Annotated in this window: 8 protein-coding genes; 3 read left to right on the top strand and 5 right to left on the bottom strand. The window is 62.4% G+C overall.

Annotated elements, in window-relative coordinates:
• The first annotated feature begins 110 nt into the window (after positions 1–110).
• Positions 111–1,817, top strand: a complete 1,707-nt coding sequence (locus PTE30175_RS23650; RefSeq protein ID WP_150699521.1) for an ABC transporter ATP-binding protein/permease — start codon at positions 111–113, stop codon at positions 1,815–1,817.
• Between the two features lie 205 nt (positions 1,818–2,022).
• Here the strand turns inward: PTE30175_RS23650 and PTE30175_RS23645 are convergent, their stop codons facing one another.
• From PTE30175_RS23645 to PTE30175_RS23635, 3 genes are all read right to left on the bottom strand, one after another.
• On the bottom strand, positions 2,023–3,489 hold the full coding sequence (locus PTE30175_RS23645) for a glutamate synthase subunit beta (RefSeq protein ID WP_150699520.1): 1,467 nt from the start codon (positions 3,487–3,489) through the stop codon (positions 2,023–2,025).
• Positions 3,490–3,583: 94 nt separating this feature from the next.
• Positions 3,584–8,299: a glutamate synthase-related protein gene (locus PTE30175_RS23640; RefSeq protein WP_150699559.1), complete on the bottom strand. Its 4,716-nt coding sequence runs from the start codon at positions 8,297–8,299 to the stop codon at positions 3,584–3,586.
• A gap of 420 nt (positions 8,300–8,719) precedes the next feature.
• Positions 8,720–9,421, bottom strand: coding sequence for a transposase (locus PTE30175_RS23635; protein WP_150699519.1), 702 nt, complete (start codon positions 9,419–9,421; stop codon positions 8,720–8,722).
• A 196-nt stretch (positions 9,422–9,617) separates the two neighbouring features.
• Between PTE30175_RS23635 and PTE30175_RS23630 the strand changes: the two genes are divergently transcribed.
• A complete protein-coding gene (locus tag PTE30175_RS23630) occupies positions 9,618–10,463 on the top strand; it encodes an OmpW/AlkL family protein (RefSeq protein WP_150699518.1) in 846 nt (281 codons plus the stop codon).
• 255 nt (positions 10,464–10,718) lie between these two features.
• Positions 10,719–11,480 (top strand): OmpW/AlkL family protein, encoded by a 762-nt coding sequence (locus tag PTE30175_RS23625; RefSeq protein WP_150699517.1) that lies wholly within the window; start codon positions 10,719–10,721, stop codon positions 11,478–11,480.
• A 100-nt stretch (positions 11,481–11,580) separates the two neighbouring features.
• Here the strand turns inward: PTE30175_RS23625 and PTE30175_RS23620 are convergent, their stop codons facing one another.
• Together PTE30175_RS23620 and aroB are read right to left on the bottom strand one after the other, a co-directional pair.
• A complete protein-coding gene (locus tag PTE30175_RS23620; protein WP_150699516.1) occupies positions 11,581–12,717 on the bottom strand; it encodes a deoxyguanosinetriphosphate triphosphohydrolase in 1,137 nt (378 codons plus the stop codon).
• Positions 12,718–12,736: 19 nt separating this feature from the next.
• Positions 12,737–13,813, bottom strand: a complete 1,077-nt coding sequence (gene aroB, locus PTE30175_RS23615) for a 3-dehydroquinate synthase (RefSeq protein WP_150699515.1) — start codon at positions 13,811–13,813, stop codon at positions 12,737–12,739.
• Positions 13,814–13,868 lie beyond the last annotated feature (55 nt).

The following is a 13,868-nucleotide window of genomic DNA, read 5'->3' as shown; positions in this document are numbered from 1 at the left end:
AACGGATCGTTGCGCCATTGTCCCGCGAACATCGGGGCCATGGTTCACAATGCGCTGTGAAGTCTGCCCCCCGCCCGTTCGCGGGCTTGCCTGTCGTCTCCAAGCACACTATGGCTCGTTCCTACCCGACCACCTGGCAGCTGATCCGCCCGTACTGGGTCTCCGAACAACGCTGGCAAGGCCGCGGCCTGCTGGCGCTCGTGATCGCGCTGAACCTCGGCATCGTCTTTATCAACGTCCGCATCAACGCGTGGAACACCAACTTCTATAACGCGCTCGAGAATCGGAACTGGCCTGTGTTCAAGTCATCGATCATCGAATTCACGATTCTCGCGTTCACGTTCGTCTTCCTTGCGACGTTCCGCATCTACTTCCGGCAGATGCTGGAAATCAAGTGGCGGCAGTGGCTCACCGACGTGAACCTGCGCAAATGGTTCGCGCGCCGCGCGTACTACCGCATCGAGCGCGATCACCTTGCGGACAACCCCGACCAGCGGATTTCCGAGGATCTGCGCTCGTTGACATCGACCTCGCTCGCGCTGTCTGTCGATTTGTTGTCGACGTTCGTCACGCTGCTGTCGTTCGTCACCATTCTCTGGACGCTCTCGGGCGCCGTGTCGTTCACGCTTGACGGCATGGGCGTGACAATCCCCGGCTATATGGTGTGGGTCGCCGCGGTGTACGCCATCGTCGGCTCGTTCATCATCTTTCGCGTCGGCCGGCCGCTCGTTGGCTTGAGCTATCGCCAGCAACAGGTCGAAGCCGATTTCCGTTTCCTGCTTGTGCGATTGCGCGAGAGCGCGGAGCAAGTCGCGCTGTACCGCGGCGAAGATGCGGAGCGTCACCGTTTGTGGGGCGCGTTCGACATGGTGCGCGAGAACTGGTGGAACATCATGCGCTACACGAAGCGGCTGATGCTGTCCAACTCCGTATATACGCAGGCGGCGATCATCTTCCCGCTGGTGGCTGCCGCGCCCCGTTATTTCGCCGGCGCCTTTACGTTCGGTGTGTTGATGCGCGTGACGGACGCCTTCGGCCAGGTCAGCGAGGCGTTCTCGTGGTTCATCAACAGTTTCGCGACGCTGGCGGAATGGAAGGCGACGGTCAACCGGCTGCGCGAATTCACGCGCGTCGTCGAAGCGCCGCCGGTGGATGGCGGCATCGTGCGCGAGACGGGTCACGCCCTCGCCACGAACAACCTGCGGCTGTCGTTGCCGGATGGTGCGCCCTTGTCTTCGGTGGGCTCGATGATCATTCCGGCCGGTGCGCGATGGCTGATTCGCGGGCCGTCCGGATGCGGCAAGAGCACGTTGCTGCGGGCGATGGCCGGGCTTTGGCCCTTCGGCAGCGGCCGTATCCGCGTGCCCGCCGATGCACGGCTGCTGTTCCTGCCGCAACAAAGCTATCTGCCGATCGGTTCGCTGAAAATGGCGCTGGCGTATCCGTCGGAGCCCGAGGCTTTCGATGACGCCGCCTGTCTCGACGTGCTTGACGCCGTGCGCCTCGCCCCGTATGCCTCGCAACTTCACACCGAGGCGCATTGGGCGCGACGGCTCTCCGGCGGCGAGCAACAACGGCTCGCGGCGGCGCGCGCGTTGCTGCAACAGCCGGATTACCTGTTCCTCGACGAAGCCACGAGCGCACTCGATACGGAGACCGAACAGCACATCTACGAAACGCTGCGCGACCGGCTGCCCAGGTCGACGATCGTCAGCGTCGCCCATCGCGAGACGCTGGCGGCTTTTCATGACCACACGGTCACGTTGGGCAAGACAGCCATCGCCGACGAAGCGGATCTGGTCGCCGTTCCGAATTAAATAACTTCAGAATCAAGAAACACGCGGCAAGGTGCTGACGACCGCCGAGGCCGCCCAGGGCTGATGCCCCCCGCTTACGCCAGCCAAGGAAGTCCGCAAGCGCCGGACAAAAAAACCGCCCGGAACGTTGCCGTCCGGGCGGTTCTCCGTGGTGTGGCAGCCTACCGCCGCACCCTCCTCCTCTCAACCTGTCCTCACTCGACGATCAGCGCGGCAGCTCCGAGTGTCCCATCAGGAACGCGTCGACCGTGCGTGCGCACTGACGGCCTTCGCGGATCGCCCATACCACGAGCGATTGACCGCGCCGCACGTCGCCGGCGGCGAAGACCTTCGGTACGCTGGTTGCGTAAGCGCGGTCGCCTTCCGTGGCGGCGCGCGCATTGCCGCGTGCGTCCTTCTCGACACCGAAGGCATCGAGCATCGTCTGGATCGGCGAAACGAAACCCATGGCCAGCAGTACCAGGTCAGCCTTGAGCTCGAACTCCGAGCCCGGCACTTCCTGCATCTTGCCATCCTTCCATTCGACGCGCACGGCGATCAGCTTCTCAACTTTGCCGTTCTTGCCTTCCAGACGCTTCGTGGCGACCGCCCAATCGCGCTCGCAACCTTCGTCATGGCTCGACGAGGTGCGCAGCTTGATCGGCCAGTACGGCCAGACCATCGGCTTGTTCTCTTCTTCGGGCGGCTGCGGCAGCAGCTCGAACTGCGTGATGCTCTTCGCGCCATGGCGGTTCGACGTGCCCACGCAATCCGACCCCGTGTCGCCGCCACCGATCACGATGACGTGCTTGCCCGTCGCGAGCATCTGGTTCGGCAGCTTGTCGCCGGCGTTGACCTTGTTCTGCTGCGGCAGGAATTCCATCGCGTAATGGACGCCTGCGAGCTCGCGGCCCGGCACCGGCAGGTCGCGCGGCTGCTCGGCGCCACCGGCGAGCACCACGGCGTCGAATTGCGCCTGAAGCTGCTCCGGCGAGATTGTCTCTTTCGAGAAGTTGTTGATGAACGCGTCGGGCGCTTCGCGGCCGATGTAGACACCGGTGCGGAACGTCACGCCTTCGGCTTCCATCTGGCGCATGCGGCGGTCGATCAGCCACTTCTCCAGCTTGAAGTCGGGAATGCCATAACGCAGCAGGCCGCCGACACGATCGTTCTTCTCGAACACGGTCACGTCATGACCGGCGCGCGCCAGTTGCTGGGCGACCGCCATGCCGGCAGGGCCCGAACCGACGACGGCGACCGTCTTGCCGGTCTTGTGCTTCGGCAATTGCGGCTCGACCCAACCCTCGCTCCAGGCCTTGTCGATGATCGCATGTTCGATCGACTTGATGCCGACCGCGTCGCTGTTGATGTTCAGCGTGCACGCCGCTTCGCAGGGCGCCGGGCAGATGCGGCCCGTAAACTCGGGAAAGTTGTTGGTCGAGTGCAGCACCTGGATCGCCGTCTTCCAGTCCTGGCGATACACCAGGTCGTTGAAGTCGGGAATGATGTTGTTCACCGGGCAACCGTTGTTGCAGAACGGAATGCCGCAGTCCATGCAGCGTGCGCCTTGCAGCTTGGCCTGTTCGTCCGACAATGCGAGCACGAACTCCTTGTAATGCTTGACGCGTGCGAGCGGCGCTTCGTAGGACTCATGCTGGCGCTCGAATTCGAGAAAACCTGTGACCTTGCCCATGTCTCTTCTATCGATAGATTCGTATTAACTCATGTCTGAGCCGGCGCGGCCGGCGCCGGGGCCCTCACCCCGTCGCCGCGCCGCGCTTGCGGTCTCAGGCCGCCAGTGCTTGCTTTTGCGTGGATTTCGCCATGTCGCCCAGGGCCCGCTTGTACTCGTTCGGGAACACCTTGACGAATTTGCGGCGTGCGCTGTCCCAGTCTTCGAGCAACGCCTTCGCGCGCGACGAACCGGTGTACTGGAAGTGGCGCTCGATCAGGTCGCGCAGCAAGGCTTCGTCGGTCTGGCCGCGATGCCACAGGCCCGTATCGACCGTGCGCTCCTGCTCGCCGTGCGGCAGCACCGGATCCAGCGCGACCATCGCCGTGTTGCACTTGGCGTTGAACGTGCCGTCTGCGTCATAGACATAGGCGACGCCGCCCGACATGCCGGCGGAGAAGTTGCGGCCCGTCTCGCCGAGCACGACCACCGTGCCGCCCGTCATGTATTCGCAGCCGTGATCGCCCGTGCCTTCCACGACCGCCGTGGCGCCCGAGTTGCGCACGCAGAAGCGTTCGCCGGCCACGCCGTTGAAGAACGCTTCGCCTTCGATCGCGCCGATCATCACCGTATTGCCGACGATGATGTTGTCTTCGGCGTCGCCGCGGAAATCGTTGGTCGGACGCACGATGATGCGGCCGCCGGACAGCCCCTTGCCAACGTAGTCGTTACCGTCGCCGACCAGATCGAGCGTGATGCCCTTCGCGAGGAACGCACCGAAGCTCTGGCCGGCCGTGCCCTTCAACTGAACGTGAATCGTGTCGTCCGGCAGACCGTCGTGACCGTAGCGCTTGGCGACTTCGCCCGACAGCATCGCGCCGACCGTACGGTTACGGTTGCGCACCGGCTGGATGAACGACACGTGTTCGCCCTTTTCCAGCGCCGGCAGCGCCTTCTCGATCAACGTGTGGTCGAGCGCATGCGACAGACCGTGATCCTGATTCTCCACGTGCAGGCGCGGCACCGCGTCTTCGACTTCCGGCAGATGGAAAATGCGCGAGAAGTCGAGGCCCTTGGCCTTCCAGTGATCGACACCCGACTTCGTGTTCAGAAGGTCCGCGCGGCCGATCAGGTCGTCGAACTTCGAGATGCCGAGTTGCGCCATGATTTCACGCACTTCTTCGGCCACGAAGAAGAAGTAATTGACGACGTGTTCCGGCTTGCCCTGGAATTTCTTGCGCAGCACCGGATCTTGCGTCGCGACGCCGACCGGGCAGGTGTTCAGATGGCACTTGCGCATCATGATGCAGCCCTCGACGACGAGCGGCGCGGTCGCGAAACCGAACTCGTCCGCACCAAGCAGTGCGCCGATCACGACGTCGCGGCCCGTTTTCATCTGGCCGTCGGCCTGCACGCGGATACGGCCGCGCAGACGGTTCAGCACCAGCGTCTGTTGCGTTTCGGCGAGACCCAGCTCCCACGGCGAACCGGCGTACTTGACCGACGACAGCGGCGAAGCGCCCGTGCCGCCGTCATGACCGGCGATCACGACGTGATCGGCCTTGGCCTTGGCGACACCGGCGGCAACCGTGCCGACGCCGACTTCCGACACCAACTTGACCGAAATCGACGACGCGCTGTTGACGTTCTTCAGATCGTGGATCAGCTGCGCCAGATCTTCGATCGAGTAGATGTCGTGGTGCGGCGGCGGCGAGATCAAGCCGACACCCGGCACGGCGTAACGCAGCTTGCCAATGTATTCCGTGACCTTGTGGCCGGGCAACTGACCGCCCTCGCCGGGCTTCGCGCCTTGCGCCATCTTGATCTGGATCTGGTCGGCCGACACGAGGTAATCGGCGGTCACGCCGAACCGGCCCGAGGCGACCTGCTTGATCTTCGAACGCAGCGAATCGCCTTCCTGCAGTTCGATGTCCGCTTCGATCACATCTTCACCGACGATGCCCGCGAGCGTCTCGCCCTTCTTGATGGGAATGCCCTTGAGTTCGTTGCGGTAACGGCGTGCGTCTTCGCCGCCCTCACCGGTATTCGACTTGCCGCCGATCCGGTTCATGGCGACGGCCAGCGTGGCGTGCGCTTCGGTCGAGATCGAGCCGAGCGACATCGCGCCGGTGGCGAAACGCTTGACGATTTCCTTCGCCGATTCCACCTGGTCCAGCGCAATCGCGCGCTGCGGATCAACGCGGAACTCGAACAGACCGCGCAGCGTCATCTGGCGCTTGCTCTGGTCGTTGATGAGGTTCGCGTATTCCTTGTACGTCTGGTACGAATTCGAACGGGTCGAGTGTTGCAGCTTCGCAATCGCGTCCGGCGTCCACATATGGTCTTCGCCGCGGATGCGATACGCATATTCGCCGCCGGTGTCGAGCATGTTCGAGAGCACCGGATCGTCGCCGAAGGCGTCGCGATGCAGACGCACCGCTTCCTCGGCCACTTCGAAGATGCCGATGCCGCCGACGTTCGACGCCGTGCCCTGGAAGTACTTGTTGACCAGTTCAGGCGACAGGCCGATGGCTTCGAAGATCTGCGCGCCCGTGTACGACATGTACGTCGAGATGCCCATCTTCGACATGACCTTGTGCAGGCCCTTGCCGACCGCCTTCACGAAATGCTTGACCGCCTTTTCCGGGCTCAGGTCGCCGCCCTGCTTCTTGGCGATCGACGCCAGCGTTTCCATGGCGAGGTACGGATGCACCGCTTCCGCGCCGTAACCGGCCAGCAGCGCGAAATGATGCACTTCACGCGCCGAACCCGTCTCGACGACGAGACCCGTGCTCGTGCGCAGCCCTTGCGCCACCAGATGCTGGTGAACGGCCGATGTGGCGAGCAGTGCCGGGATCGCGACCTGATCGCGGTTGGTCAGGCGATCCGAGACGATCAGGATGTTGTAGCCCGACTTGACCGCATCGATGGCTTCGGCGCACAACGAGGCCAGACGCGCCTCGATGCCTTCCTTGCCCCAGGCGGCCGGATAGCAGATGTTCAGTTCGTACGAACGGAATTTGCCGCCCGTGTACTTGTCGATGTGACGGATCTTGGCGATGTCCTTGAAGTCCAGCACGGGCTGGGACACTTCGAGACGCATCGGCGGGTTGATGTTGTTCGTATCGAGCAGGTTCGGCTTCGGGCCGATGAACGAGACAAGCGACATCACCAGGTTTTCGCGGATCGGATCGATCGGCGGGTTCGTGACCTGCGCGAACAACTGACGGAAGTAATGATAGAGCGTCTTGTTCTTGTTGCTCATGACGGCCAGTGGGCTATCGTTGCCCATCGAGCCGACCGCCTCTTCGCCGGCGATCGCCATCGGCGTCATCAGCATCTTCACTTCTTCCTGCGTGTAGCCGAACGCCTGCTGCAGGTCGAGCAGCGGCGTGGCCGTGTCGTGATGCGCGACGACTTCCTCGACCTTCGGCTCGATTTCATCGAGCTTGATGCGCACGGCATCGATCCAGCTCTTGTACGGCTTGGCGTTGGCGAGGTTGTCCTTCAGTTCCTTGTCGTCGATGATGCGGCCCTGTTCCATGTCGATCAGGAACATCTTGCCCGGCTGAAGACGCCACTTCTTGACGATCTTCGACTCCGGCACCGGCAGGACGCCGGATTCCGAGGCCAGGATGACCATGTCGTCGTCGGTGATGCAATAACGTGCCGGACGCAGACCGTTACGGTCGAGCGTCGCGCCGATCTGGCGGCCGTCGGTGAACGCGATTGCCGCGGGGCCGTCCCACGGCTCCATCATCGCGGCGTGGTATTCGTAGAACGCGCGGCGGTTGTCGTCCATCAGCGTGTGCTGCTCCCAGGCTTCCGGGATCATCATCATCACGGCGTGCACGAGCGGGTAGCCAGCCATCGTCAACAGTTCGAGACAGTTATCGAACGACGCAGTGTCCGACTGGCCCGGATAGATCAGCGGCCACAGCTTTTGAAGATCGGTGCCGAGCACGGCCGACGAGATCGCGCCGGTACGTGCATTGAGCCAGTTGACGTTGCCCTTGACCGTGTTGATTTCGCCGTTGTGGGCGACCATGCGGTACGGGTGGGCGAGTTCCCAGGCCGGGAACGTGTTCGTGGAGAAGCGCTGGTGCACGAGCGCCAGCGCCGAGACCGTGCGGGCGTCGGACAGGTCGCGGTAGTAGCGGCCAACCTGATCGCACAGCAGCAGGCCCTTGTATACGATGGTACGCGCCGACATCGACGGCACGAAGTATTCCTTGCCGTGCTTGAGCTTGAGGGCCTGGATGCGGTGGCTTGCCGTCTTGCGGATGACGTACAGCTTGCGCTCGAGCGCGTCCGTCACCATGATGTCCTGGCCGCGGCCGATGAAGATCTGGCGGATGACCGGCTCGGTTGCCTTCACCGCGGGTGACATCGGCATGTCGTGGTCGATGGCGACATCGCGCCAGCCGAGCACGACCTGGCCTTCCGCCTTGACCGTACGCTCGAGTTCCTGCTCGCACGCAAGGCGCGACGCATGCTCCTTCGGCAGGAAGATCATGCCGACGCCATATTCGCCGGCCGGCGGCAGGGTCACGCCCTGCTTGGCCATTTCTTCGCGGTAGAACTGATCGGGGATCTGCAGCAGGATGCCTGCGCCGTCGCCCATCAAAGGATCGGCGCCAACGGCGCCGCGGTGATCGAGATTCTCGAGGATCTTCAGACCCTGCTCGACGATGGCGTGGCTCTTGATGCCCTTGATATGGGCGACGAAACCGACGCCGCACGCATCGTGTTCGTTGCTCGGGTCATACATGCCCTGCGCCTCGGGCGCACCAAACACCTCGCCCGACAGTTGCGTGTCTGCCGTTGCCATCGGTTGCTGTTTCATTTCCACGAGTTACACCGTCTTTAGGCGAGGCCGCCAGCGAAAACGCCGCTGACAGCCGGGTTAAGTGGGGTTGCCGGACACAGGCGCCTGCCCGCGTCGAACACCGGACCGTACGCTGGATCGCTCTGCGGATCACTCATCAGTACGCACCGGGGCCCGTCCGACGCACGCGCACGCTATTTTGCGCATCGCACCATCGACCGAAGTTTGGAATATACGCGATGGTTTTCAGAATTACAAAGACTTTAATTAGGGTCAGACACCAATTAAAAACAGCACCAAAAGGAGGCCCTCATTAATTAGGGTCGGATTATTTTGGGGCATGTTTCCAGGTCGGCTTTCCTCCACTGTAACAACGGGTTACCTACGAATCCAGCGTCTGGCCGCAACCGGCCGGCGTCATGATCAGGATGACGACGCGGGAGTTCGGCGCGGGCGTCCGCGCGTCAACGGGCTGATCCGGCGGTTGGCCGCGAGGGTCATCCGCGCCTGATATTCGGGGCTGCCGAGCAACCACCCCTTTTGCGTAGCTGTACGCAATGCGTCGAGATCGGCGGCGGAAATCGGCTGCGCGAACGCCTCTGCGTAGCTGCGCTGCCGTTCGAACGGCGTGTTGCCGAGCGCCCAATAAAGGGCATGGTCGGTGACAAGACTATCCACCGTCACACCGACGTGGTGGTTGTAGCTCGACCAGAGAAAATTCCCGGGCGCGTCGGTCAGCCCGGTGCGCACCGGATTGAGTTCGATATACCGGCTGCACAACAGCAGATACCGCTCGGCCTCGATGACGGTCGCACGGTAGCGTCCTTCCCAAAGCGTGCCCGTGCGCTGGTGGCGGCGGTTGAAGTACAGCACGTAGTGACGGCCGACCGATTGCAGCGTCGCCGGCAGGCTGCGTTCGTCCGCAGGCGTTGCCAGCAAATGCAGATGGTTCGGCATCAGGGCATACGCGTGGATCGCGAGCCCGTGCGCGCGCGCCGCCTCTCGCAGGCGGTCGTGAAAAGTGCGACGGTCTTCGTCGTCGGCAAAAATCGCTTGCCGGTTATTACCGCGCAGAATCACATGCTGCGGCTGACGGGGAATGAAAAGACGCGGTAGTCGGGCCATGCGAACGAAGATGAACCTTTAAAACTGAACATTTCACTTTTCGAGGCAATTCAGCCAATCGAAAAGCCTTTAAATACGGACACCTAGCGTATTTAGCCACATTCGTACAAAAGCTCTAGAGTCGCGTGTTGCGTTGCCGGAACGCAAGCGCATAATGCTCCGAAAAATCAAACTAATAATCTTGGGAGGATGGACAATGACAACTCGGACTTTATCGTCCGTGGCGCGCCTTTGCGCGCTCGGCCTTTGCACCTTCACTGCGACCGGCGCGTTCGCCCAGCATGCAGGCGACAGCGTCATCAGTACCGGCTGGTTCCATATTGCGCCGCAGGACTCCAGCAAGCCGATGACGACGCACGTCAATCAGGACTTTATCAATCCGCTGATTATCCCGCCGAGCTTCACATCACCGGGCTCGGGCGCGAAGGTGAGCAACTCCGATACGCTCGGCCTGGTGTTTACCCACTTCCTGACCGACAACATCGCCATGCAGACGGTCGCCGGCGTGCCCGCGAAGTTCAAGCTCAATGGCCAGGGCGTCATCGCCCCGCCAGGCATCGCCGGCGCGCTGACCAGTATCGACCTCGGCGCGCCCGCGAACAATCCGATCGTGCAAAGCGTGCGCCAATGGAGCCCGGCGCTCGTCTTTCAGTACTATTTCCGCGACGCCGACGCCAGTCTTCGCCCGTTTCTCGGTCTCGGCGTCAGCTATACGTTCTTCACGGACGTTAAGCTGAATCCGAACTTCGAAGCGCAATTGAACCGCAATTTTGGCGACGTGCTTGCCTCGACCTCCGGCCACAACGGCCCCACGCGCGTGGAAGCGAAATCGTCGTCGTCATGGCAGCCGGTGCTCAACGCCGGCGTCGGCTACACGTTCGACAAGCACTGGATTGCAACCGCATCGGTCTCCTACGTGCCGCTGAAGACCACGGCGAACATCAAAATCAAGGCGGCTGACGGCACTGTCCTGTCCTCGTCGGACGCGGAGATTAGGCTTAATCCGATTGTGACGTTCGTTTCGCTCGGCTACAAGTTCTAAAGCCAGCACGCGGGACTGCCCCCCCCCGGCGGCACGGCAATCCGCCCGAAACGCGCGGCCATAGGGCCGCGCGTTTTATTTTGTCCACACCTTTTTTCCCTTAGGGGACCTGTGCGACGATGCAGGAAAACAACAACTTTAGAGCCCAACCTCCATACTGACGCTACCTCGGCCTTCAACCGGTCGGCATAATGGCTTGGAATTTCAAGTTTCGGAATTCTCGACAACAAAGAATCTTGAGCAGGAGACAACTCAATGAAGTTGAAGTATCTGACCATCGCCGCTCTGGCCATGCTGACGGCATCGGGCACCGCACTCGCACAAAAGGCAGGTGATAACGTCGTCAACGTGGGGTGGTTCCACTTCACGCCGCAAGATTCCAGCGATCCGCTGCAGATTACCGGCAGCACGATTCTGCCGCCGGCCTTCCAGGGGGCCGTGAACCAGCGTCTGCAAAACTCCGGCGCCAGGGTCGACGATGCGGATACCGCCGGCCTCACATTCATGCACTTCTTTACCGACAACATCTCTGCGGAAGTGGTGCTCGGCGTTGCGCCGAAGTTCAACCTGACGGGTACCGGCGCGCTTACCGCCCCCGATGGCCAGCCGCTGGCGTCCGCCACGCAGTGGAGCCCGGCCGTGCTGGTGAAATACTATTTTGGGCAGGCAGCCGACACGTGGCGTCCGTTCGTGGGCTTGGGCGCGAGCTACTTCTTTTACTCGAACATCAACATCCATTCGAACCTGCAGGCGATGGCAGCCCAGTCCTTGGGCGGCGGCCAGCCGACGGCATTTACGACGGCCAAGCTGAAGAATTCGTGGGCGCCGGTGTTCAATGCAGGTATCAACTACAACATCGACAAGCACTGGAGCATGGCTTTCTCCGTGTCGTACGTCCCGGTGAGCACCACCGCCACACTGACCACGTCGCTGCCCAACGGCGCCGCGACCGTCAGCCAATCCAAGGTGCGTCTGAACCCGGTCATCACGTTCCTGTCGCTGGGCTACACGTTCTAAGCGTCAGACACTTCCGACAGAAGGCGCCGCCGTGTGCGGCGCTTTTCTTTTGTGCTCGAAATACATGTAACTTTGACGACGCCTGAACGCCCGGCTGCTGTTACAGCACCGGCTCGATCGTGAACAGACGCCGATATTCCTTGATCGCGTAACGGTCGGTCATGCCGGCGATGTAATGCGAGATCCAGCGAGGCTGGTCCGCGGCATCGCCCGGCCGATACGATGGCGGCAGCAGGCGCGGATCGTCGAGAAATGCGGAAAACAACTCGCTGACAATGCGTCCGGCCTTGCCTGTCATGCGCATGACGACGTAGTGACGGTAGAGGTTGTCGAACAGGAAGCACTTGAGTTGCGTGGCGTCCTCCCGCATCTTCGCGCTGAACGCGACGAGCGGCCCAAGCAGGCGCACATCATCGGGCGAACTGGGCGACGCATCAGAAATATGCTGGCGTGTCGTGGCGATCAGGTCCACGATCAACGCGTTGATGATGCGTCGCGTGGTCTCATGTACCAGCCTGCGCCCGGTGATCCCCGGCCACGCGAGGCGCGCTTCATCGCAGAAGTGCCGCCACAGCGCCACCTCGTCGAGCTGTTCGAGCGTGAGCAGGCCGGAACGGAGACCGTCATCGATATCGTGATTGTTGTAGGCGATTTCGTCGGCGAGATTGGCGATCTGCGCCTCGATCCCCGGCTGATGTCCGCGCAGGAAACGCTGCCCCAACTCCCCGAGCTTGGTCGCGTTGGCCCGCGAGCAATGCTTCAGGATGCCCTCGCGGGTCTCGAAGCAGAGGTTCAGGCCATTGAATCCGCCGTAATGCTCTTCAAGCTCGTCGACCACCGTCAAGCTTTGCAGATTGTGCTCGAAACCGCCGTACTCGCGCATGCACGCGTTCAGCGCGTCCTGTCCCGCATGCCCGAACGGCGTATGGCCGAGGTCGTGCGCGAGCGATACCGCTTCGACGAGGTCTTCGTTAACCCGCAGGTTTCGGGCGATGGCACGTGCGATCTGCGCCACTTCGAGACTGTGCGTTAGCCGCGTGCGGAACAGATCCCCCTCGTGGTTCACGAAGACTTGCGTCTTGTACTCGAGGCGGCGAAATGCCGTCGAGTGGATAATCCTGTCGCGATCGCGCTGAAACTCGCTGCGCGTGGGCGGTTCAGGCTCAGGATATCGGCGCCCCCTGCTGTCAGCGGAGCGTGCCGCGAAAGGGGCCAGGGAAGCTTCGTAATCGATCATCGCCTGCGCCCCCGGTCCGCTAAACGCCCGCGCGCAGCGTCGCGCGCAAGTCGTCGTCGGGCACGCTCGTCATGAACGCTTGGCCAAGCCGGTTGAGCAGCACGAAGCGGATATCGCCGCCTTCGGCCTTTTTATCGACGCGCATGAGATCGACATAGCGATCCTCTCCGAGCGCCGGGCCCTTGACGGGCAACCGCGCGGCAGCCACCAGCGCACGCACGCGCGCGGTCAACGCCGGTTCGACAAAGCCGAGGCGAGCGGAGAGATCCGTTGCCATCACCATGCCGCAACCGACTGCCTCGCCGTGCAGCCACTCACCGTAACCGAGCCCGGCTTCGATGGCGTGGCCAAACGTATGGCCGAAATTGAGCGTGGCGCGCAGCCCCTGCTCACGTTCGTCGCTCGCCACCACGTGCGCCTTGATTTCGCACGAACGCTGGACAGCCCACGTCAGCGCCTGCGGGTCGCGAGCATTGAGCTTGTCGATGTTCGCCTCGATCCACGTGAAGAATTCGGCGTCGGCAATGGCGCCATGCTTGATGACCTCTGCGAGTCCCGCTGCCAGTTCGCGCTCCGGCAACGTCTGCAGGGTGCCGATATCCGCGAGCACAGCGCTGGGCTGCCAGAAGGCGCCGATCATGTTCTTGCCCAGGGGATGATTGATGCCCGTCTTCCCGCCCACCGAAGAATCGACTTGGGCAAGCAGCGTCGTCGGTACCTGAACGAACGGCACGCCACGCATATAGGACGCAGCCGCGAATCCGGTCATGTCGCCGACGACACCGCCGCCCAGCGCAACCAGCGTGGTCTTGCGATCGGCTTGTGCACCGAGCAGTTGATCGAAGATCAGGTTCAGCGTTTGCCAGTTCTTGTACGCCTCGCCGTCAGGCAGCGTGACGGTCACGACCTGCTTGCCCAGGCTCGCAAGCGACTGCGCGACGTGCTCGGCGTAGAGCGGCGCCACGGTCGTATTGGTGACAATGACCGCGTGGCGGCCACGGACATGTGGCGCAAACAGGTCGGCTTGCGCGAGCAGGCCGCTGCCGATGTGGATGGGGTAACCGCGTTCCCCGAGGTCGAGTTTTAGCGTGATCATGGGCGATATTATGCCGTGTTTGGGCGCCGCGGCCCGCCATCGCGCTGCCGCCGGG

This window comes from Pandoraea terrae (assembly GCF_902459695.1).
Lineage (GTDB): Bacteria > Pseudomonadota > Gammaproteobacteria > Burkholderiales > Burkholderiaceae > Pandoraea > Pandoraea terrae.
This window is presented reverse-complemented; position numbering and strand designations above follow the sequence as displayed.

Bases quoted from the DNA above. Each gene is read 5' to 3' on its own strand.
- PTE30175_RS23645 (WP_150699520.1), bottom strand. From the start codon at position 3,489: ATGGGCAAGGTCACAGGTTTTCTCGAATTCGAGCGCCAGCATGAGTCC.
- PTE30175_RS23635 (WP_150699519.1), bottom strand. From the start codon at position 9,421: ATGGCCCGACTACCGCGTCTTTTCATTCCCCGTCAGCCGCAGCATGTG.
- aroB (WP_150699515.1), bottom strand. From the start codon at position 13,813: ATGATCACGCTAAAACTCGACCTCGGGGAACGCGGTTACCCCATCCAC.
- PTE30175_RS23640 (WP_150699559.1), bottom strand. From the start codon at position 8,299: ATGGCAACGGCAGACACGCAACTGTCGGGCGAGGTGTTTGGTGCGCCC.
- PTE30175_RS23650 (WP_150699521.1), top strand. From the start codon at position 111: ATGGCTCGTTCCTACCCGACCACCTGGCAGCTGATCCGCCCGTACTGG.
- PTE30175_RS23630 (WP_150699518.1), top strand. From the start codon at position 9,618: ATGACAACTCGGACTTTATCGTCCGTGGCGCGCCTTTGCGCGCTCGGC.
- PTE30175_RS23620 (WP_150699516.1), bottom strand. From the start codon at position 12,717: ATGATCGATTACGAAGCTTCCCTGGCCCCTTTCGCGGCACGCTCCGCT.
- PTE30175_RS23625 (WP_150699517.1), top strand. From the start codon at position 10,719: ATGAAGTTGAAGTATCTGACCATCGCCGCTCTGGCCATGCTGACGGCA.